A 20325-nucleotide genomic window follows, 5' to 3' on the forward strand; every position below is an offset into this window, starting at 1 on the left:
TCACCTGCCGCTTGTTTCCTCCGGCGGATCGTCTTCGCGATGACATCCGCTTTCGGACAGGCGTCTTTTCGGCCATCGAGGACAAGACATGACAGTCCCCGCCATCGAGCTCAAAGGGATATCCAAAGCCTTTGGGCCTGTGCAAGCGAACAAGGATATCTCGATCAGCGTTGCCCCCGGCACGATCCACGGGATCATCGGAGAAAACGGCGCTGGAAAATCCACGCTGATGAGCATCCTTTACGGCTTCTACAAGGCCGACAAGGGCGAGATCTGGATCAACGGCAAAAAGACCGAGATCCCCGATAGCCAGGCGGCCATTGCCGCCGGGATCGGCATGGTCTTCCAGCACTTCAAGCTGGTACAGAACTTTACCGTTCTGGAAAACATCATCCTCGGCGCCGAAGACGGCGGCCTGCTGAAACCTTCGCTGGCAAAGGCGCGCAAGACACTGGCCGAACTGGCGGCGGAATACGAGCTGAACGTGAACCCAGACGCGGTGATCGAAGAGATCGGCGTCGGCCAGCAGCAACGGGTGGAAATCCTCAAGGCTTTGTACCGCCAGGCGGAGATCCTGATCCTGGACGAACCGACCGGCGTGCTGACCCCGGCCGAGGCAGATCAGCTGTTCCGCATCCTTCACCGGCTCAAGGATGAGGGCAAGACGATCATCCTGATCACCCACAAGCTGCGCGAGATCATGGAGGCGACCGATACCGTCAGCGTGATGCGGCGCGGCGAGATGACCGCCACCGTCAAGACAGCCGAGACCAGCCCCGAACATCTGGCCGAGTTGATGGTGGGCCGCAAGGTGCTGCTGCGTGTCGACAAGGTGCCCGCCCAGCCCGGCAAACCGATCCTGGAGATCGAAAACCTGCGCGTGGTCGATGACAAGGGCGTCGAACGGGTCAAGGGTATCGACCTGACCGTGCGCGCGGGCGAAATCCTGGGCATTGCCGGTGTCGCGGGCAACGGGCAGTCGGAACTGCTCGAAGTGCTGGGCGGAATGCGTCCGGGCAGCGGTGCGATCCGGCTGAACGGCGCCCCCCTGCCCTTGAGTGGCCCGGGATCCGACGCCCGCGCCCGCCGCGCCGCCCATGTGGCCCATGTCCCCGAAGATCGCCAGCGCGAAGGGTTGATCATGGAATTCCACGCCTGGGAAAACGTGGCCTTTGGCTATCACCACGACCCGGCCTATCAGTCCGGCATCTTCATGAACAATGCCGCCCTGCGCGCCGATACCGACCGCAAGATTGAGAAATTCGATGTCCGCCCCGCCGACGGGTGGCTCGCGGCCAAGAACTTCTCGGGCGGCAACCAGCAAAAGATCGTCGTGGCGCGCGAGATCGAGCGTAGTCCCGACCTGTTGCTGGTCGGTCAGCCCACGCGCGGCGTCGATATCGGCGCCATCGAATTCATTCACAAGCAGATCGTCGCCCTGCGCGATCAGGGCAAGGCGGTGCTGCTGGTCTCGGTCGAGCTGGAGGAAATCTTTGGACTCGCCGACCGGATCGCCGTGATGTTCGACGGCCATATCATGGGTGAACGCTTGCCGCATGAAACCAACGAAAAGGAACTCGGCCTCTTGATGGCCGGTGTCAACGGGGAGGCCGCCTGATGGACAAGATGCCCAAATGGGCCGATGTGGTGCTGATCCCGCTGATCAGCCTGATCCTGGCCGCAATCCTGTCGGCGCTGGTGATCCTTGGCATCGGCGAGGATCCGGTGGCCGCCGTCAACATGATGGTATCGGGCGCGCTGGGATCGACCTATGGCTGGGGTTATACGCTCTACTACGCCACCAACTTCATGTTCACTGGTCTGGCTGTGGCCGTCGCCTTTCATGCCCGCCTGTTCAACATCGGCGGCGAGGGGCAGGCGATGCTGGGCGGCCTTGGCGTGGCTCTGGTCTGTCTCTACGTCCCCTGGCCACACTGGACCATCGCGCTGCTGGCGGCCTGCGCAGCCTCGATGCTGTTTGGTGCGATCTGGGCGGCGATCCCGGCCTATCTGCAAGCCCGGAGGGGCAGCCATATCGTGATCACCACGATCATGTTCAACTTCATCGCCGCGGCCTTTCTCAACTATATGCTGGTCAACGTGATGCGCCCGGTGGGCTCCATGGACCCCGCGACCGCGCGGTTTAACGAGAGCGTCCATCTCCCGACCCTGCACGAGCTATTGGCCCCGATCGGTATCAACTTTTCCAAGGCGGCCCCTGCCAACGTCTCTCTTCTGGTTGCGGTTCTGGCCTGTGTCGTGGTCTGGGCGCTGATCTGGCGGACACGGCTTGGATATGAGATTCGCGCCTATGGCCACTCCGAGACCGGCGCGCTTTACGCTGGCATATCGCCCTACAAGATCACCATGATCGCCATGCTGATCTCAGGCGCCCTGGCCGGCCTCATGGCCATCAACAATGTGATGGGAGAGGCCGAGCGGCTGGTACTGAACTCGACCGAGGGCGCCGGGTTCATCGGCATCGCCGTCGCCCTGATGGGGCGCAGCCACCCGTTTGGTGTGTTCCTGGCCGCGATCCTGTTCGGGTTTCTCTACCAGGGCGGCGCGGAACTGGCGCTGTGGACCAATATTCCGCGCGAGTTGATCGTCGTCATTCAAGCGCTGGTCATCCTGTTCACAGGGGCGCTCGACAACATGGTGCGGATGCCGCTTGAAAAGATCTTCCTGGCCCTTCGGAAAGGCAACGCGTGATGGACTTTCTGACGATCATCCAGGTTCTCGATTCCACCGTCCGCCTGGCCACGCCGCTGCTGCTGGCGTGCCTGGCGGGCCTGTTTTCGGAACGTGCTGGCATCTTTGACATCGGGCTCGAGGGCAAGATGCTGATGTCCGCCTTCTTTTCCGCAGCCGTCGCCGCCGTCACCGGTTCGGTCTGGTTGGGCCTTCTGGCGGGTATCGCGGCGTCGCTGGTGCTGGCCGGGCTGCATGGGCTCGCCTCGATCACCTTTCGCGGTAACCAGCTTATTTCCGGCGTCGCCATCAACTTCCTCGCCGCGGGCATGACCGTTCTGATCGCGCAGGACTGGTTTCAGCAGGGCGGCCGCACACCTTCTCTGATCGGGGGCGGCCGGTTTGGTCCGATTGACTGGCCGCTCAGCGAAACCCTGGCCGGTGTTCCCGTGGTCGGACCAGTCTATTCCGAGCTGTTGTCCGGTCACTCGATCCTTGTCTACATCGCCTTCCTGGCGGTTCCCGCGACCTGGTGGGTGTTGTTCCGCACCCGGTTCGGCCTGCGCCTGCGGGCCGTCGGCGAAAACCCGGCAGCGGTGGACACGGCAGGTGTTTCCGTGGTCGGGCTGCGTTACGCCGCCGTAATGATCTGTGGCGTGCTCTGCGGTATTGCCGGCGCCTATCTGGCCACCGCGCTTCAGGCCGGGTTCGTCAAGGACATGACCGCCGGGCGCGGCTTTATCGCGCTGGCGGCGCTGATCTTTGCCAAATGGCGGCCTTGGCATGCCATGTGGGCCTGTCTGCTGTTCGGCCTTTTGCAGGCAATCGCCCTGCGGTTCCAGAACATAGACCTCGGCGGCGTTGTGATCCCGGTGCAGGTGATGGACGCGCTGCCATATGTTCTGACCGTGGTCATCCTGGCCGGTTTCGTTGGCAAGGCGATTCCGCCCCGCGCAGGCGGCGAACCCTACGTGAAAGAGCGTTGATAGGGCCAGATCGACAGGTAATTTCAGTCCTGTTCGCTGCATGGCGGCATTCTTCGTTGATTTATGGGGGGCGAGCAGTTTAACAAAAAACATGCAGATATACCTCCCCATCGCCGAAGTGTCAGCGAACCCGGTCGTCTTGCTTGGGATCGGCGGGTTCGTGGGGGTATTGTCAGGCATGTTCGGCGTTGGTGGCGGCTTTCTGATCACGCCCATGTTGTTCATGATCGGTATCCCCCCCGCAATCGCCGTGGCAACATCGGCCAATCAGGTTGTGGCGTCTTCGATCTCGGGCGTTCTGGCGCATCTTCGAAAGCGGACAGTTGACCTGAAAATGGGCGGCGTATTGCTGCTGGGGGGGCTGTTCGGTGCCGCCGCAGGAATGGTCTTGTTCAATCTGATGAAAAGCCTGGGCCAGGTCGATCTGGCGGTCCAGCTTTGTTATGTCCTGTTTCTGGGTGTCATCGGCGGGCTGATGTTCATCGAAAGCATCAACGCGATACGCCGGTCGCGCGCCACGGTGCCGACCGCGCCATACAAACGCAGACAACGCGGTTGGGTCCAATCCCTGCCGTTGAAGGTGCGCTTTCGCACGTCGAACCTTTATATTTCCGCGATCCCGCCGGTTCTGGTGGGTTTTGGCGTCGGTGTCCTATCCGCGGTCATGGGGGTTGGCGGCGGCTTCATCATGGTCCCGGCGATGATCTACGTCCTGGGCATGCCCACCAAGGTGGTGATCGGCACCTCGCTGTTCCAGATCATCTTCGTTGCCGGGTTTACGGCAATGATGCATGCGACCACCAACTATTCTGTCGACATCGTGCTGGCCCTGTTTCTGCTGATCGGAGGGGTGCTGGGCGCGCAGTTGGGCACCCGCATCGGCGCCTATCTCAAGGCGGAACAACTTCGCGTTCTGCTGTCGCTCCTTGTACTGTCGGTATCAACCAAGATCGGGTTCGAATTGCTGCTCGAACCGGGTGACCATTTCAATCTTTCTGTTCCAGGCGGGTTCTGAGCGTGCAGATATATCTCCCCATTGCCGAAGTTTCAGTAAATGCCTTTCTGCTTCTGGGCCTGGGTGGGATGGTCGGGATACTGTCGGGCATGTTCGGGGTCGGCGGCGGCTTTCTGATGACGCCGCTTTTGTTCTTTATCGGCATTCCTCCCGCAGTCGCCGTTGCCACCGAGGCCAACCAGATCGTCGCCTCCTCGTTTTCGGGCGTTCTGGCGCATTTCCGAAGGCGGACGGTTGACCTGAAAATGGGGACGATCCTGCTGATCGGGGGTCTGATCGGGGCCGCTCTGGGGCTTGTGTTGTTCAACCACCTCAAGAGCCTGGGTCAGGTCGATCTGCTGGTCAAGCTTTGCTACGTCGTCTTTCTGGGCGTAATTGGCGGGCTGATGTTCGTCGAGAGTCTGAACGCCATCCGCAAATCGCGCAGACCCGGCGGCGCCCCCCCGAAAAGACGGCAGCGCGGCTGGATTCACGCCATGCCGCTGAAGATGCGGTTTCGCACTTCGGGCCTCTATATCTCGGTCATTCCACCGCTCGCCGTCGGACTGCTGGTCGGTGTCCTGTCGGCCATCATGGGCGTCGGGGGCGGGTTCATCATGGTCCCGGCAATGATCTACCTGCTTGGAATGCCGACCAAGGTTGTGGTCGGTACCTCACTGTTCCAGATCATCTTTGTCACCGCGTTCACGACCATGCTGCACGCCACCACCAACTATACGGTGGATGTCGTTCTTGCCGTGCTGTTGCTGGTTGGCGGGGTTATCGGGGCGCAGATTGGCACAGTTATCGGCAGCAAGATGAAGGCGGAACAGCTGCGCATTCTTCTGGCGGGCCTGGTCCTGGCCGTCTGCGGAAAACTGGCCTTGGACCTTCTTCTGATGCCAAGCGAACTTTATTCGCTTGGCCCCGCCGGAGGACATTGAGATGCGCGTGCTCACCTCTTTGGCATTCCTGGCCGCGCTGATCGTCCCTGCGTCCACCCAGGCGACCGAAGAGCAGGTCGTTCTTGGCCTCAGCCGGGACCGCGTTGCCATCACAGCCAATTTCGACGGCTCCGACATCCTGATCTTTGGCGCGATCAAGCGAGAGACACCAATCCCGGACGGTGATCCCCTTCAGGTCATCGTCTCGGTCTCCGGGCCTTCGGCCCCCGTGCTCGTACGCCGCAAGGAAAAGAAGCTTGGGATCTGGGTGAATGCCGACAGCGTTCTGGTTGATTCAGCGCCCAGCTTTTATGCCGTGGCGACCAGCAGCCCGTTTCACGAGGCCATATCCGACACCGAGGACTTGCGCCACAAGATCTCGATCAAGCGGGCAATCCGTTCGGTTGGGGCTGACATGAACATCCAGAATGCCCAGGAATTCGCCGAAGCCGTAGTGCGTATCCGGGCGAACGAAAGGCTCTATTCCATACGGGAAAACACCGTGGCCGTGGACGAACAGACCTTGTTCCGGACCGAAATCGACATGCCCGCAAACTTGACCGAAGGCAATTATTCGGCCCGGATATTCCTGACGCGGGGCGGCAAGGTCGTGTCGACCTATCAAACCACGATCGACGTGCAAAAGGTCGGGCTGGAACGGTTCCTGTTCAACCTGTCGCGGCAGCAGCCCATTGTCTACGGGTTGATGTCACTGGCCATCGCAATCGCGGCGGGCTGGGGCGCCTCGGCTGCCTTCCGGGCTCTACGCGGCACCTGATCCCGCGGGGCTCACCCCCGGCCGACATATGCCATTGTCGTCGCCATCACTGTCATAAATAGAACGTTGGCATCGGCCGGCAGGCTGGCCATGTGCAGCACCGAGCGCGCGGCATCGGCAACACCCATTGTCGGATCCGGGTCGCGCCCCTGTTCCAACGCAGCCTTGTTCAGGCCCGCGACCATCTCGGTCCGAGCGTTGCCTATGTCGATCTGACCCGCCGCAACCCCATATCCCCGACCGTCCAAGGACAGACTGCGGGTCAGCCCGGTGATGGCGTGTTTGGTCGCCGTATAGTGCACCGAGTTGGGCCGCGGCGCATGCGCGGCGATCGAACCGTTGTTGATGATCCGGCCGCCTTGAGGCTCTTGCCGCCGCATCCTGGCAAATGCCGCGCGTGCGCACAAAAACATCCCGTTCAGATTGACGTTCACCGAACGGAACCAGTCCTCCAGTGCAATCTCGTCGATGGTTCCGCCCGGCGCAAAGATCCCGGCGTTGTTGAACAGGACATCTAGTCGCCCGGCCTGCGTGCAGAACCGGTCAAACGCCGCCTCAACAGCCTCTGGATCGGTGACATCCGCGACCAGGGGAATGGCCCGCTCGTGACCATTGGCCAATGCGTCCAACAGATCGCCGCGCCGTGCCAACACTCCAACCGTCCACCCCTCGGCCAGGAACAATTCGGCCGTTGCCCTGCCAATGCCTGAACTGGCGCCGGTAATCAGAATGCTTTTCACAGCGTGATCTCCTCTTCCAATCTCAGAACAGGCGCCTCTGCCTGTTTCAGATCATCCACTCGCAGGGGCTGTGTCGGCTTTGACAGCCGATTGCGCACCACCCAGATCAACCGTTCCTGCGCCCGAGTGATCGCCACATAGGCAAGGCGCTTCCACAATGGCTGTCCCGCCTCAACCCGACCGGCGCGGGCAGCGGCAAAGATATCCGGGGCAAAAACCTGAACCGTATCCCATTGCGACCCTTGCGCCTTGTGTATGGTAACGGCCGCACCATGCAGAAACGTGGCCCCCATGCGGGCAGCAAAGGGGATAAAGGGTTCTTCTTCGTCGGGTTTTTCGATTTTGACGATTGACGCCGCCGACACCTGAGGATCCTCAGCGCCCATCACATGCAGGCGCGAGAACCCCGGTTTGCGTCCCGGCCCGAGATAGATCACCTGCGCCCCCTTGATCAGCCCGCGCGCTTCAAGATCCAAGCGCTTTTTTCGGTGTTTGAGTGGCAGTTCAATCCCGTCGCAGATCAGCGGCTCGCCTTCCATCAGCTCTTGCTCGGGGGCGCCATAGACCGTTCGAAAGGCATTGATCAGACGAATGCGCGTCGCGTTGCGCCAGACCAGAACCGGACTGCGGGCCATCAGATCGACTTCGACCCTTTGTCCCCAGACAACACGCTCGTCCTGGCGGGCCTTCTCCTCGACAATATGCTCGAAGGTCTCGAAATCGACCTGCGGATCCGCCAGCGCATGGGCAAGGTCCAGGATCGGGCTATCCGCTTCCTGCCGGTGAATACGGCTCAGGTTCAGCTTTCGGGGTTCGGGCAACTGGTCAAACACCATCGAACCCGACTGGTTCACCGGCGCCAGCTGTGCCGGATCCCCAAACAGGACCAATGTCGGGAAAATCTCTTTCAGGTCCTCGAACTGCCGGTCATCCAGCATCGACGCCTCGTCGATGAACCCGATGTCCAACGGCTCATCTCGCCGCTTCCACCCGGTAATGAAGTCAGACCCCCGCAGCCCAGCGGCCGCAAGCGCGCCGGGAATCGAACTGTTGCGGGCATAAAACGCAGCCGCCCGGTCGAGCGACTCTTCACTCAGACCCTCCACCTCGGGGCGCTCGCCATTTCCGGCAAGCCATTCGGCGATCCGTTCGTAATCGGGGTCATAGACCGGGGTATAGAGAATTCGGTGAATCGTGGTTGCCGGGACCCCACGCAGACGCAGCACGCTGGCGGCCTTGTTGGTGGGCGCCAGTATCGCTAGCGTGCGCCGGTCCTTGCTCTTGCGGCCTTCGTAGTCTCCGGACACGACCTGCACACCGGCTTGTGTCAGAGCCTTGCACAGCTCGGCCAGCAGCATCGTTTTTCCCGACCCCGCCTTGCCGATGACAGCCATCACGCCCGTTGCGCCGCCTTCCGGAGGGCGCAACAGAGAATCATCATCCAGGTCGACGCCCGCCGCTTGGAGCAGCTCGGCGATAGCGTCATATGCACTGGCCTGGTCGTCGGAATAGGTGACCGCGTTCATTGTCATGGCGCGACCCTACAGGCGAGGGACGCGCCACACCAGTACCGTCCGAAAGCAACCTCAGGATTACGCCGTCCGCAGTTTCCGGCGCTGCCGATCCGTCCCGAATGCCGCATTGAACCACATGCGCGACAGCTCACGCGATACACCCGCACGCGCCGCTACACGCTCGCAATCCGCCGGAGAATAAGGCCACAAACCGACGTAGACCCGATTGCGGCCCTCGCCTTCACTCCCCAGCACCTCGGGCGAGGATCCGATCAACCGGTAGATGCGGATCATCCGGTCGTCGAACACGCCCGCAATATGGGTCAATCCGAACCCTTCCATCACCTCGCCACCACTCAGCATGATCGCGCCCGCGACGATCGAACTGGCCCGACGTGACAGACAGAACCGTGTCACCTCCCAGATCAGCGGGCTGCAAATCGGGCTGCCGCCGGTCAGGTGACCAAACACATCGTTGATCATGACCGGCCCGGTCGTGGGCAGAAACCGCATTGAGCCACCGTGACTGCCATCCGGTTCTTCCCAGATCACGTAAAGCGGGTTCAGGTCGTCGTACTGATCACGCTCTTCTCCCGCCTCGCTGACGTCGACATCCCATCCAAGGCGTGTCTTGAATTGGTCGGCGCGGTCCAAGAACATCGACCTCGCCAGTTTGGGAAATCTGTGCAACTCGTCCGCATATAAATACCGCAGCATGTCTTTTTTCCCCTTGCCGTACCGATATGGAACAAAAGGGGTACATAGGATTGGTTAATATCTGGTCAGCAAACCGTTCACCCGGTTAAACGACGATCAACCCGCGACTCATCGCCGTTGCTATCGCGTGGGTTGTGTTCAGGGCGCCAAGTTTGAAGCGCGCGCTTTCGATGTAGACGCGCAAGGTATGCTCCGAGATCGACAGGGAATGTGCGACCTGAGCCCGGTTGTACCCCAGGGCCAACAGGGTCATCGCGTCGACCTCTCTGGGGGACAGGGTGCGCGAGAATTCAGGCTGCCGGTTGGCTTCGAATTCCAGGGCCTTGCGGTTGAAGTAATGCGCGATCAGGATCAGATCCCGTGAATAGGTCGCAGTAAAATCGGACCAGGTCGAGTCGTCACAAGAGTTGTTGACGGTAAAAAGGGCAAACTGACCGTTCGGACCCCGGATCGGGATAGAGAACCCCTGGTTGCCGACTCCATGTTCCATCGCGTCCTTCAGAAACGCTTTGGCCGCCTTGCCGGACCAGTCCAACCGTTTCCAATCGACCGGATGAAACCTTTGGAAACAGCCAAGAATGACCGGATCAATCCGATGGTAGTTTTGGGTTAGATAGCGATCCACCCAGGATTGCGGATAGGTTGTACACCCGTATTGATCGCCGGCACTGTCCACCCAGTGATAGACGATGTGATCGATACCAAGTGTGTCGCGCAACCGCCTGTTGGTCTGCTCCAGCCCGTCAAGCGCGCTGGCAGCGTCCAGTTCCTCCAGGATGGGTTCCAAATCGACCTTTCCGCCCATTTGCAAGCGCCAACGCCTCTTCGTGCTTGGACGCGATTTCGGCGGCGGCAATCAGCTTGGTGTCATCAAGCTGTTCTGCAAGCGCGTTCAGACCATTCGCAGTCGCGAAAGATTTGAGGTCCGACAGTACGTCCAGGATCCATTCATTATGTTGCACCAGACTCTCCCCGAAATGATTAACGAAGCGTTAACTCAACTATAGCATGTGCTGCTTCCGTTAAGAAATTCACTGGTTTCCACTCCCCAAAAATAGCGAGGCAGGTGTTTGCAAGTCTCTGAAACCGCAAAGCTTGGGCAGAATCTGAAAAAACCCGCGATCCACAGACGTGATTCGCGGGCCATCCTGTCGGCGTTTTCCGTGTGCGGCGTCAGCCGCGAGAGTCGAGGACCTCTTCCAAAGTCCGCAGGCCGGTGCGCGGCGACTGGACCAGAACCGACATGTTGCCGGGTTTGTGCTCGTTGCGCATCATCTTCATATGCGCCTCAGGCAGATCGTTCCAGGTGAACACTTCGGACATGCACGGATCAAGCCGGCGCTCCAGCATCAGCCGGTTGGCGGCGGCCGCCTGCTTGAGATGGGCAAAGTGCGAACCCTGCAAGCGCTTCTGGTGCATCCACATGTACCGCACATCAAAGGTACAGTTGAACCCGCTGGTCCCGGCGCAGATCACCACCATGCCGCCCTTTTTCACCACCAGCGACGACACGGGGAAGGTCGCCTCGCCCGGGTGTTCGAAGACCATGTCGACGCTCACACCCTTGCCGGTGATATCCCAGATCGCCTTGCCGAACTTGCGCGCCTCTTTCAGCCACTCGGCATATTCCGGTGTGTTGACGGTCGGCAGCTGACCCCAGCATTTGAAGTCCTTGCGGTTGATCACGCCCTTGGCGCCCAACCCCATGACGAAATCGCGCTTGTCTTCGTCCGAGATCACGCCGATCGCATTGGCGCCTGCGGTATTGATCAACTGGATCGCATAAGAACCCAGACCGCCCGACGCGCCCCAGACCAGAACGTTCTGCCCCGGTTGCAGGTCATGCGGCGGGTGGCCAAACAGCATCCGGTAGGCGGTGGCAAGCGTCAGCGTGTAGCAGGCGCTTTCTTCCCAGGTCAGGTGCTTGGGGCGCGGCATCAGCTGCTGCGCCTGCACGCGGGTGAACTGGGCAAACGACCCGTCGGGGGTCTCATAGCCCCAGATCCGCTGGCTGGGCGAATACATCGGATCGCCGCCGTTGCATTCCTCGTCGTCGCCATCATCCTGGTTGCAGTGGATCACGACCTCGTCGCCGACCTTCCAGCGCTTGACCTTGTCGCCCACGGCCCAGACGATGCCCGAGGCATCGGAACCGGCAATGTGATAGGGTTGCTTGTGGCCGTCAAAGGGGCTGATGGGCTTGCCCAGGGCCGCCCAGACGCCGTTATAGTTGACGCCTGCGGCCATCACCAGCACCAGAACGTCATGGCTGTCGAGCACCGGGATATCCACGACTTCCTGCTGCATCGCGGTATTGGGTTCGCCGTGCCGTTCCTTGCGGATCGCCCAAGCATACATCTTCTTGGGCACAAACCCCAGCGGGGGGATTTCACCCATTTCATAGAGGTCTTTCTCGGGCGCCTCGTAGGACGCGATGCCGCTGTCGGTATCCAAAGCCATCTCGGCCTCCTTTATCAAGTCATTGCCGCAATGCAGAATCGCGGCCCTGAGGATGAAGTACTAACGAGTGCGCAACATTGCAACAGCATTCGGCATCATTTTGTAATTTTATGACCCAGCAATTGCAGAAAGTTCCTTCGCATATGCAGCATTTCCATCCATCAGATGCGCTATCGAGGCCGCGTAATAGGTCAACAGCTCCTGTCGCTCGGTCCCCGGCCGGAACCGTCCGTCCCGCTCCACCACGATGCGCCGGTCGACCAACAGACGCAGTCCCACTTCAATGGCATAATGGCGATCGTCACGCGGCAAGTGGATATGAGCATTCGGAAGCCGCGCCAGGACCTGGTCAAAGGCCGAGGCCAGCGCGCTGCGGGTCATTGGCCCATTCTGTTGGATAAGCCAGGCCACCATGGGCACAGGCAGCACCGGTACAACCGCCCCGATGCGCAGCATCAACTCCCGCGCCAAAGGCACGGTGACATCCCCTTCCCTATCCTGCCGGAATGCACTCAAGGATAGCGGCGCTCCAAAACTCACGGCGGCGTATCCGAACCGATGGAACCGCCCCGTCAGCTTGCGCCAGAATTGTGTCAGGGACCATTTCGCAATAACCCCGATCCGCGCCCGGAACCGGCGCTCGCCGCTGTTTGCCGCAGCGGTCAGGATCGTGTCCTCCAGCACCCGGTCGTAATTCAGCGACACCGGCACAAACACCACGTCCGGCCCCGCGGGTTCAGCCCCGTCCAGGATATATTTCAAAAGACCCAGCTTGGGCCTGCCCAGCCCCCCGGTCAGGCTCAACCCACCCTCTGGAAACATCGCCTGTGTCACACCGGCCTTGGTCGCGTGACGGACATAAGTGGCCAGCACCTTGCGGTAGAGATCGCTGCGCGACCTTCGTCGAATGAAATAGGCTCCCATCGCGCGGATCAGACGGCTCAATGGCCAGACCCGGGCCCATTCCCCCACCGCGTAACTCAGCGCCGACTGGTCGGCCGCGAGATAGGTGACCAGCACGTAATCCATGTTGCTGCGATGGTTCATCACGAAAACAACTGTCGCATTCGGGTCGATCGCTTTCAGCGCCTCGGCGTCCAGATGCCCCAGCCGCACCCGGTAAAACGAGTTCGACAGGAACCGGGCAAGACGGATCGCGAAACTGAAATAGGCAAACGCGGAAAAGCCGGGGACGATCTCGCGCGCGTACCTGCGTGCCTGTTCAAATGCGACAGCTTCGGGAATGCCCTCTTCCTGTGCATGTGTCTGAACGGCGCGGGCGACCTCGGGGTCATAGATCAGCCGCTGGATCATGTCGTGTCGCCGCGCCAGTTTGAACGGCTGAATTGGCCGCGCCAATCGCGAATTGAGTCGGGTGACCGCACGCTCCAACCGGCGACGGAAAAACCATCGCACCGACGGGAACAGAAAGTGCGATGCAAAAGTGACCGCTGCGAACAGCACGATCAGCACAAACAGCCAAAGCGGAAGCTCAACAGTCTCGGTCATATGCGCACCCTGCCACCAAACTGCTTGTCTCACAATCGCCAGACACTCCCCACTTTTGCCGCGACGCAGCGAATTGACATGTCTCAAAAATTACGATTTAGAACCTCTCAGAGTAATTTTATTGCCGCTCCAGAATCGAGGATGTCACTCATGTCGCAGACGCAGAAAGACAGTCAGACCGCAAGCGCCGAGCGCAAGGCCGATCGTCCCTGGCTGATCCGGACCTATGCGGGACATTCGACCGCCCTGAAATCCAACGCGCTCTACCGGTCCAACCTGGCAAAGGGACAGACCGGCCTTTCCGTGGCCTTCGACCTGCCGACGCAGACCGGCTATGACAGCGATCACGTACTGGCGCGCGGCGAAGTGGGCAAGGTCGGTGTACCAGTTTGCCATCTGGGCGACATGCGGGTGCTCTTCGACCAGATCCCGCTGGAGCAGATGAACACCTCGATGACGATCAACGCCACTGCCCCCTGGCTGCTGGCACTCTACATCGCCGTGGCCGAGGAGCAGGGCGCCGACATCTCGAAACTGCAAGGCACCGTCCAGAACGACCTGATCAAGGAATATCTCAGCCGCGGCACCTATATCTGCCCGCCGAAACCCTCGCTCAAGATGATCGCGGACGTGGCCGAGTACTGCTACACCAACGTGCCCAAGTGGAACCCGATGAACGTGTGTTCCTATCACCTGCAAGAGGCGGGCGCGACACCGGAACAGGAACTGGCCTATGCGCTGGCCACCGCCATCGCCGTGCTGGACGAGTTGAAGCCCCGCGTCCCGGCCGAGGATTTTCCGGCGCTCTGCGGCCGTATCTCCTTCTTTGTGAACGCGGGCATCCGTTTTGTCACCGAGATGTGCAAGATGCGCGCCTTTGTCGATCTCTGGGACGAAATCCTCGAAACCCGTTACGGCATCGCAGACCCGAAATTCCGCCGCTTCCGCTATGGCGTGCAGGTCAACAGCCTGGGCCTGACCGAACAGCAACCGGAAAACAACGTCTATCGCATCCTGATCGAGATGCTGGCCGTGACCCTGTCGAAAAAGGCCCGCGCCCGCGCCGTGCAACTGCCCGCCTGGAACGAGGCGCTCGGCCTGCCGCGCCCCTGGGACCAGCAGTGGTCGATGCGGATGCAACAGATCCTGGCCTATGAAACCGATCTGCTGGAATATGGCGATCTGTTCGACGGCAACCCGGTCGTGGATGCCAAGGTCGAAGAGTTGAAGGCAGGCGCGCGCGCAGAACTGGCCAACCTGGACTCGATGGGTGGAGCAGTCGCCTCGATCGAATACATGAAATCCCGTCTGGTCGATTCCAATGCCGAGCGCCTGAACCGGATCGAGCGCAACGAAACCGTGGTGGTCGGTGTCAACCGCTGGACCGAGGGCGAACCCTCGCCCCTGCAAACCGAGGATGGCGGCATCATGGTCGTCGATCCCGCGGTCGAACAGGAGCAGATCGCGCGGCTCGATACCTGGCGCCGCGACCGGGACGATGCGGCCGTGCAAGCGGCGCTGGCTGCACTGCGCGAGGCCGCGCGCACCGGATCCAACGTGATGGCGCCGTCCATCGCGGCGGCCAAGGCAGGCGTCACCACCGGCGAATGGGCCGAAGAGATGCGCAAGGCCTATGGCACTTATCGCGGCCCGACCGGTGTCTCTGGCTCGGTCTCGAACAAGACCGAAGGTCTCGACACCATCCGCGCCGAGGTCGACGCAGTCAGCGACCGCCTTGGCCGGCGCCTGAAATTCCTTGTGGGCAAACCGGGTCTCGACGGACACTCGAACGGCGCGGAACAGATCGCCTTCCGCGCCCGCGATTGCGGCATGGATATCAGCTATGACGGCATCCGCCTGACGCCTGAGGAAATCGTAAGCGCGGCGCAGGATCAGAATGCCCATGTCGTTGGCCTGTCGATCCTGTCGGGCAGCCACCTGCCGCTGGTTCAGGACGTCATGGATAGCATGAGAAAAGCCGGGCTGGGCCATATCCCCGTGCTTGTCGGCGGCATTATTCCCGACGATGATGCCCGGCAACTCAAAGCGATGGGAGTAGCAAAAGTTTATACGCCAAAGGATTTCGAATTGAACTCGATAATGATGGATATTGTGACACTGGTCGGCACAAAAGACATCGCGGCAGAGTAATTTCTCTGTTTCTCCAAAATATGTTGCTGAAGTGCGTCTTAAACTGTGCTTAACGTGGCGCTAATAGCGCTACGTTTGGAGCGTTATATAAATAACACAAAAAGACGGAGACCAGAATGGGAATCGACCTTACCGGCATGTCTCGTAAGGAACTGGTAGCGCTTCGGGCGAAACTGGATTCAGCGATAAAAGAAGCCGAACAAAAGGAACGGCAGGAAGCCCTGAAAGCCGCCGAGAAGGCCGCGGCCGAATTCGGCTTTTCTCTGGCAGAGTTGGCCAGCGAGCCGCGCAAGTCGACAAAGGGAACCAAAGCGACAGCGAAATACCGCAACCCTGCCGACCCGGAACAGACCTGGTCGGGCCGCGGGCGGAAACCCCAGTGGATTCACGACGCCCTCCATTCCGGTGCCGATATTTCCGATCTGGAAATCTGAACTGGAAACCGCCCGGAAATGACAATTCACATTGGCGCTGAAAAAGAAGACATCGCTGAAACGGTGTTGCTCCCCGGTGATCCCTATCGGGCGAAATGGGCTGCCGAAACTTTTCTGACCGATGTCAAACTGGTCAACCAGGTACGCGGAATGCTTGGGTTTACCGGTTTCTGGAACGGGAACCGCGTAACATTTCACGGGTCCGGCATGGGAATGCCGTCGCTGTCGATTTATGTCAACGAGTTGATCCGCGACTATGGCGCTCGGACCCTGATCCGCATCGGCTCATGCGGCGGCATGCAGAACAGCGTGGCGGTTCGCGATGTGATCCTGGCAATGACAGCCTCGACCCTCAGCACCCCGTCACGCGGGATATTCCGCGACTTGAACTATGCACCTTGCGCAGATTGGTCTTTGCTCAACGCCGCGGCCAAAGCGGCCGAAAAACGCGGGGTGAAAACTCATGTCGGCGGGATCTATTCGTCCGATGTGTTCTACGACGAGCGGCCCGACCTGAACGAACAGATGGTTCGGCACGGCATTCTCGGCGTCGAGATGGAAGCGGCCGAACTCTATATCCTGGCAGCCCGTCACAAATGCCGGGCCCTGGCGGTTCTGACTGTTTCCGATCACCTGCTCACGGGCGAGGCGCTGCCCAGCGCCGATCGCGAATCCAGCTTTGGCGACATGGTCCAGATCGCGCTCAACGCGGCATTCCCGTCCTGACACCCAACAGACCGGGCGCGGCCCTGGGGCCGTGCCCGTCCTTCAGCGTCCGTGGCTGCGGTCATAGGCGTTGACCGGCGGTTCCGACCAGCCGTCCAAGGCGCCTGGCACCGGCGCAAAGATCTCCACCAGCAAGGGATGGCAGGCGGCCGTGTCCGACGAGTGTTCGGACGAACAATCGCCCCCGGGACAGGCGCTCAGATTGCCCAGCAGGTCGATCTCGGCAAAGAAATCCAGGTAGTCGCCCGGCCGCACCGGTGATGCCTTCATGAAATACTGCCCCGTATCGCGGGTAAATCCGGTGCACATAAAAACGTTCAATACGTCATGCACCAGCATTTCCGCCTCGCTCAGCGGCAGGCCGGTATGGTCGGCCAGGGACCGCGTCAGGTTCGAATGACAGCAATGGTGATAATGACCCCCGGCCAGCAGATTGCCGGTATAGGGATCACAGCGGGTGCCGATGACATCGTGAACCGAGCCGCCAAATGGGTCGATGCCATACCATCCCAGAGTATCCTCGATAATGGTCGCCATCGGGCGCAGATAGGGCAGGTTCGACCACAGCCGCTCCCCAGTCGTGACATGTGTCCCGTGCAGCGCACGGGTCTTGCCCGAAAAGAACCGCTCTTTCAGGTCATGCAGATTATGCAGGTTCAAATCGCCCACCTGCGGCCCCTCGACCGAACTTATGCGAAAGAACTGCCCCGCCTTCACCTCGAAACACCGACCCTCGCGCGGCGGAACCAGGACCTCCCCGACTTTCCCGGCCGTCGCCCGCGCAGAATGGTACAACCCCAGATCGGGCACGGGCAGTGTATCGATGGGATAGCAGATCACCGGCGAAATCGCGCGGCGGGCTTCGGCGTCAGGGGGCGCTTGGGTCATGGGGGATCACCTGTCAGTTGTCCCCCCATAAAGCCGCCCCGCAGTCGGCGACGCAAGGCCGTCGCCGACTTGGAGCCTTCAGATCGCGACAACGTCAAGCGGCGGGAAGCCGTTGAAGCCGACGCTGGCATAGGTTGAGGTGTAAGCGCCGCAATTGCGGATCACTATCCGGTCACCGGCGCGCAGACCCACGGGCAACTGCACCGGTTTCTTTTCGTAGAGCACATCGGCGCTGTCGCACGACGGACCGGCCAGAATGCAGGGACCGGTTGCCTCGTGCTCACGCTCGGTCAGGAACTGATAGCGGATCGCCTCGTCCATGGTTTCGGCCAGACCCGAGAACTTGCCGATGTCCAGATAGACCCAGCGATGCAGGTCGTTGGTGGATTTGCGCGACACCAGCAATACCTCGGCGGCAATAGCACCGGCTTCGGCCACCATGCCCCGGCCCGGTTCGGCCATGACATGGGGAACATCGCCGAACCGGTCGCGCACCAGGCGGATCACCTCGGCGGCATACAGCTCGGGCGCATCCACTTCCTGACCGTAGAAGGCCGGAAAGCCACCGCCGATATTCAGCAGGCTCAGGCGATGGCCTGCGTCGCGGGCCGCATGCCAGACGGCGGCGACCTGATCCAGCACCGGCACCCACATCTGGGCACGGCGGGTTTGCGAACCGACGTGGAACGACAGACCAACCGGCTTCAACCCGACGGAACGCGCATAATCGAGCACAGCAATTGCCTTGTCAGGCGCACAGCCGAACTTGCGGCTCAGCGGCCAGTCGGCCTCGCAGGCTTCGACGATCATCCGGATATAGACCTGCGCACCCGGTGCATGCGCTGCGATCTTGTCCAGCTCGTCCTCGGCATCCGCCGCAAAAAGCGTTACCCCAACCGCATGCGCCCAGGCGATATCGGCCGGTTTCTTGACCGTGTTGCCAAAGGAAATCCGCTCTGCCGAAGCACCGGCGGCAAGGCACAGCTCGATCTCGGCGCGCGAGGCGGCATCGAAATTGCTGCCCAGCCCAACCAACGTTTCAAGGATCTCGGGCAGCGGGTTGGCCTTGACCGCATAGTGGATACGCGCACGACCCAGCCCCTGCGCCAGTGCGGCGAACTGGCGGGCTACGGCCTCGGTGTCAATCACCAGTGTCGGCCGCTCAAAACGGTTGGTCAGGGCAAAAACTTCGGCGCGGGACAGAGTCGCGCCTTCGCGGGCCAAAAGCCCGGTTACGAGAGCGTTCATGGTCATCTCCAACAAGCACGGTCAATGCCGTGAGGCTAAGGTGGAGACGTTACCGTCGCTGCGTAACCATAGGGTGCGTCCCTTACGACAGAGGCGCGTGCGTTGGCGTCTTAAAACCGCATATCGGGCCATCTTTGAGTCGTTTCAAGAAAAAATTTCTCAGCCCGCAGAAATTTTTTCACTGACCCCGATTCAGTATTTGAACGCAACAGGTTGGGGACTTATCCACAGGGCCGCTGATGCGTCCGCCGCAAAATGCACAAGCCCATTCACCGGCATCGCGATCCAATCGCCACCGGCAGTTTCGGGTCAGGGTCGTTGTACGCGCGCGCCACAGGAAATAGCCAAAAACCCCTAGCGCCAGAATGAGAAGAAGGACGGGCATGACCCCGTCCTATCGGTCTGGAGTCGTGCTGGCAACACGTGCCTCAGGCGGCATTGGCGTATTGGAACAACTCCAACTGCTCTTCACGCTGCACCGGCTGCTTCTCCGGTGTGTAATAGGCCCAGGCCTGCTCCAGCATGGCGAGCGCCTCTTGTGCGGGGCTGCGGCGCGTGTCGGCGGGTTTGATTACGGCGTTCATGGGCGTCATCCTTGTTTCAGATTTGGCCCCTCCCTGCGGCACAACCTAAGTTCGAAACAGGGCGAATGCATCGCACAGTTGCGCAGGCTCGACATGCAGAAAAAGCAAGGCTGTTCGCGCCCTGAAAAAGAAACAGGCCCGCCAGAGGCGGGCCCGCTAAAACGTTCTAAGACCGGAGGTCAGACAGTCCGTTCGACCATCATCTTCTTGATCTCGGCAATCGCCTTGGCCGGGTTCAGCCCTTTGGGGCAGGTCTTGGCGCAGTTCATGATCGTATGGCAGCGGTACAGCTTGAACGGGTCTTCCAGGTCGTCCAGGCGCTCGCCCGTCGCCTCGTCCCGGCTGTCGATGATCCAGCGATAGGCATGCAGCAGGGCGGCAGGGCCGAGGTAGCGGTCGCTGTTCCACCAGTAGCTGGGGCACGAGGTCGAACAGGACGCGCACATCACGCATTCATAAAGGCCATCCAGCTTCTTGCGATCCTCGATGGACTGTTTCCACTCCTTGGCCGGGCGGTTGGTCTTGGTTTCCAGCCAGGGCATAATCGACGCGTGCTGCGCATAGAAATGCGTCAGGTCGGGGATCAGGTCCTTGACCACCGGCATATGCGGCAGCGGATAGATCTTCACGTCGCCCTTGATCTCGTCCATGCCATAGATACAGGCCAGGGTGTTGATCCCGTCGATGTTCATCGCGCAAGAGCCACAGATCCCCTCGCGGCACGACCGGCGAAAGGTCAGCGTCGGGTCGATCTTGTTCTTGATGTAGATCAGCGCATCCAGAACCATCGGCCCGCAATCGTCCATGTCGACGAAATAGGTATCGACCCGCGGGTTTTGCCCGTCATCCGGGTTCCAGCGATAGATCTGGAACTTGCGTATGTTCTTTCCCTCGGGCTTGGGCCAGGTCTTGCCCGTGGTGATGCGAGAGTTCTTGGGGAGTCTGAATTCAGCCATGGGTC

At 60.6% G+C, this 20325-nt stretch carries 20 protein-coding genes; 9 read left to right on the plus strand and 11 right to left on the minus strand.

Annotation, left to right across the window (positions count from 1 at the left end):
• Positions 1 to 88 precede the first annotated feature (88 nt).
• The 6 genes from G0P99_RS09375 to G0P99_RS09400 all read left to right on the plus strand — a co-directional run bounded on the left by G0P99_RS09375 (position 89) and on the right by G0P99_RS09400 (position 6393).
• Positions 89 to 1618 carry an ABC transporter ATP-binding protein gene (locus tag G0P99_RS09375; protein ID WP_164129113.1) on the plus strand — a complete coding sequence of 510 codons (1530 nt, stop codon included), beginning with the start codon at positions 89 to 91 and terminating at the stop codon, positions 1616 to 1618.
• Positions 1618 to 2712, plus strand: a complete 1095-nt coding sequence (locus G0P99_RS09380) for an ABC transporter permease (protein ID WP_164129114.1) — start codon at positions 1618 to 1620, stop codon at positions 2710 to 2712. The genes G0P99_RS09375 and G0P99_RS09380 overlap by 1 nt, the downstream gene beginning before the upstream one ends.
• The gene (locus G0P99_RS09385) at positions 2712 to 3677 is read left to right on the plus strand and encodes an ABC transporter permease (protein ID WP_164129115.1); all 966 of its coding nucleotides are present in this window, start codon (positions 2712 to 2714) and stop codon (positions 3675 to 3677) included. The genes G0P99_RS09380 and G0P99_RS09385 overlap by 1 nt, the downstream gene beginning before the upstream one ends.
• A gap of 91 nt (positions 3678 to 3768) precedes the next feature.
• Complete coding sequence (locus G0P99_RS09390) at positions 3769 to 4692, plus strand: sulfite exporter TauE/SafE family protein (RefSeq protein ID WP_164129116.1); 924 nt, start codon at positions 3769 to 3771, stop codon at positions 4690 to 4692.
• A gap of 2 nt (positions 4693 to 4694) precedes the next feature.
• The gene (locus G0P99_RS09395; RefSeq protein ID WP_164129117.1) at positions 4695 to 5615 is read left to right on the plus strand and encodes a sulfite exporter TauE/SafE family protein; all 921 of its coding nucleotides are present in this window, start codon (positions 4695 to 4697) and stop codon (positions 5613 to 5615) included.
• A 1-nt stretch (position 5616) separates the two neighbouring features.
• Positions 5617 to 6393 (plus strand): TIGR02186 family protein, encoded by a 777-nt coding sequence (locus G0P99_RS09400; RefSeq protein WP_164129118.1) that lies wholly within the window; start codon positions 5617 to 5619, stop codon positions 6391 to 6393.
• Between the two features lie 11 nt (positions 6394 to 6404).
• Here G0P99_RS09400 and G0P99_RS09405 read toward each other — a convergent pair whose 3' ends face one another.
• The 7 genes from G0P99_RS09405 to G0P99_RS09435 all read right to left on the minus strand — a co-directional run bounded on the left by G0P99_RS09405 (position 6405) and on the right by G0P99_RS09435 (position 13333).
• A complete protein-coding gene (locus G0P99_RS09405; RefSeq protein ID WP_164129119.1) occupies positions 6405 to 7133 on the minus strand; it encodes an SDR family oxidoreductase in 729 nt (242 codons plus the stop codon).
• Positions 7130 to 8665 (minus strand): ATP-dependent RecD-like DNA helicase, encoded by a 1536-nt coding sequence (locus G0P99_RS09410; RefSeq protein ID WP_164129120.1) that lies wholly within the window; start codon positions 8663 to 8665, stop codon positions 7130 to 7132. Before G0P99_RS09410 ends, G0P99_RS09405 begins: the two co-directional genes overlap by 4 nt.
• A 60-nt stretch (positions 8666 to 8725) precedes the next feature.
• On the minus strand, positions 8726 to 9364 hold the full coding sequence (locus G0P99_RS09415; RefSeq protein WP_164129121.1) for an acyl-homoserine-lactone synthase: 639 nt from the start codon (positions 9362 to 9364) through the stop codon (positions 8726 to 8728).
• 85 nt (positions 9365 to 9449) lie between these two features.
• A complete protein-coding gene (locus tag G0P99_RS09420; protein ID WP_164129122.1) occupies positions 9450 to 10169 on the minus strand; it encodes an autoinducer binding domain-containing protein in 720 nt (239 codons plus the stop codon).
• Positions 10108 to 10326, minus strand: coding sequence for a hypothetical protein (locus G0P99_RS09425; RefSeq protein WP_164128592.1), 219 nt, complete (start codon positions 10324 to 10326; stop codon positions 10108 to 10110). The genes G0P99_RS09420 and G0P99_RS09425 overlap by 62 nt, the downstream gene beginning before the upstream one ends.
• 211 nt (positions 10327 to 10537) lie before the next feature.
• Positions 10538 to 11824: a crotonyl-CoA carboxylase/reductase gene (gene ccrA, locus G0P99_RS09430; protein ID WP_164129123.1), complete on the minus strand. Its 1287-nt coding sequence runs from the start codon at positions 11822 to 11824 to the stop codon at positions 10538 to 10540.
• A 108-nt stretch (positions 11825 to 11932) separates the two neighbouring features.
• Positions 11933 to 13333: a 1-acyl-sn-glycerol-3-phosphate acyltransferase gene (locus G0P99_RS09435; RefSeq protein ID WP_164129124.1), complete on the minus strand. Its 1401-nt coding sequence runs from the start codon at positions 13331 to 13333 to the stop codon at positions 11933 to 11935.
• Positions 13334 to 13483: 150 nt separating this feature from the next.
• Here G0P99_RS09435 and G0P99_RS09440 point away from each other — a divergent pair, with 150 nt between their 5' ends.
• The 3 genes from G0P99_RS09440 (at position 13484) to deoD (ending at position 16644) form a co-directional block, all read left to right on the plus strand.
• A complete protein-coding gene (locus G0P99_RS09440; protein WP_164129125.1) occupies positions 13484 to 15484 on the plus strand; it encodes a protein meaA in 2001 nt (666 codons plus the stop codon).
• 116 nt (positions 15485 to 15600) lie between these two features.
• On the plus strand, positions 15601 to 15918 hold the full coding sequence (locus tag G0P99_RS09445; protein ID WP_164129126.1) for an H-NS family nucleoid-associated regulatory protein: 318 nt from the start codon (positions 15601 to 15603) through the stop codon (positions 15916 to 15918).
• An 18-nt stretch (positions 15919 to 15936) separates the two neighbouring features.
• Positions 15937 to 16644 carry a purine-nucleoside phosphorylase gene (gene deoD, locus G0P99_RS09450; RefSeq protein ID WP_164129127.1) on the plus strand — a complete coding sequence of 236 codons (708 nt, stop codon included), beginning with the start codon at positions 15937 to 15939 and terminating at the stop codon, positions 16642 to 16644.
• Positions 16645 to 16686: 42 nt separating this feature from the next.
• Here the strand turns inward: deoD and G0P99_RS09455 are convergent, their stop codons facing one another.
• The 4 genes from G0P99_RS09455 to G0P99_RS09470 form a co-directional block, all read right to left on the minus strand.
• Positions 16687 to 17532 (minus strand): DUF1989 domain-containing protein, encoded by an 846-nt coding sequence (locus G0P99_RS09455; protein WP_164129128.1) that lies wholly within the window; start codon positions 17530 to 17532, stop codon positions 16687 to 16689.
• Positions 17533 to 17610: 78 nt separating this feature from the next.
• Entirely contained in the window at positions 17611 to 18780 is a 1170-nt protein-coding gene (locus G0P99_RS09460) for a type III PLP-dependent enzyme (protein WP_164129129.1), read from the minus strand.
• Positions 18781 to 19208: 428 nt separating this feature from the next.
• Complete coding sequence (locus tag G0P99_RS09465; protein WP_164128593.1) at positions 19209 to 19364, minus strand: hypothetical protein; 156 nt, start codon at positions 19362 to 19364, stop codon at positions 19209 to 19211.
• A gap of 179 nt (positions 19365 to 19543) precedes the next feature.
• Positions 19544 to 20320 (minus strand): succinate dehydrogenase iron-sulfur subunit, encoded by a 777-nt coding sequence (locus tag G0P99_RS09470; protein WP_164129130.1) that lies wholly within the window; start codon positions 20318 to 20320, stop codon positions 19544 to 19546.
• Positions 20321 to 20325 lie beyond the last annotated feature (5 nt).

It is taken from the genome of Ruegeria sp. PrR005 (genome assembly GCF_010500245.1).
GTDB lineage: Bacteria > Pseudomonadota > Alphaproteobacteria > Rhodobacterales > Rhodobacteraceae > Ruegeria_B > Ruegeria_B marisflavi.

Coding starts and splice junctions, on each gene's coding strand:
- G0P99_RS09385 (WP_164129115.1), top strand. CDS start 2,712: ATGGACTTTCTGACGATCATCCAGGTTCTCGATTCCACCGTCCGCCTG.
- G0P99_RS09440 (WP_164129125.1), top strand. CDS start 13,484: ATGTCGCAGACGCAGAAAGACAGTCAGACCGCAAGCGCCGAGCGCAAG.
- G0P99_RS09415 (WP_164129121.1), bottom strand. CDS start 9,364: ATGCTGCGGTATTTATATGCGGACGAGTTGCACAGATTTCCCAAACTG.
- G0P99_RS09460 (WP_164129129.1), bottom strand. CDS start 18,780: ATGAACGCTCTCGTAACCGGGCTTTTGGCCCGCGAAGGCGCGACTCTG.
- G0P99_RS09410 (WP_164129120.1), bottom strand. CDS start 8,665: ATGACAATGAACGCGGTCACCTATTCCGACGACCAGGCCAGTGCATAT.
- ccrA (WP_164129123.1), bottom strand. CDS start 11,824: ATGGCTTTGGATACCGACAGCGGCATCGCGTCCTACGAGGCGCCCGAG.
- G0P99_RS09470 (WP_164129130.1), bottom strand. CDS start 20,320: ATGGCTGAATTCAGACTCCCCAAGAACTCTCGCATCACCACGGGCAAG.
- G0P99_RS09445 (WP_164129126.1), top strand. CDS start 15,601: ATGGGAATCGACCTTACCGGCATGTCTCGTAAGGAACTGGTAGCGCTT.
- G0P99_RS09435 (WP_164129124.1), bottom strand. CDS start 13,333: ATGACCGAGACTGTTGAGCTTCCGCTTTGGCTGTTTGTGCTGATCGTG.
- G0P99_RS09455 (WP_164129128.1), bottom strand. CDS start 17,532: ATGACCCAAGCGCCCCCTGACGCCGAAGCCCGCCGCGCGATTTCGCCG.
- G0P99_RS09420 (WP_164129122.1), bottom strand. CDS start 10,169: ATGGGCGGAAAGGTCGATTTGGAACCCATCCTGGAGGAACTGGACGCT.
- G0P99_RS09375 (WP_164129113.1), top strand. CDS start 89: ATGACAGTCCCCGCCATCGAGCTCAAAGGGATATCCAAAGCCTTTGGG.
- G0P99_RS09390 (WP_164129116.1), top strand. CDS start 3,769: ATGCAGATATACCTCCCCATCGCCGAAGTGTCAGCGAACCCGGTCGTC.
- G0P99_RS09465 (WP_164128593.1), bottom strand. CDS start 19,364: ATGAACGCCGTAATCAAACCCGCCGACACGCGCCGCAGCCCCGCACAA.
- G0P99_RS09400 (WP_164129118.1), top strand. CDS start 5,617: ATGCGCGTGCTCACCTCTTTGGCATTCCTGGCCGCGCTGATCGTCCCT.
- deoD (WP_164129127.1), top strand. CDS start 15,937: ATGACAATTCACATTGGCGCTGAAAAAGAAGACATCGCTGAAACGGTG.
- G0P99_RS09380 (WP_164129114.1), top strand. CDS start 1,618: ATGGACAAGATGCCCAAATGGGCCGATGTGGTGCTGATCCCGCTGATC.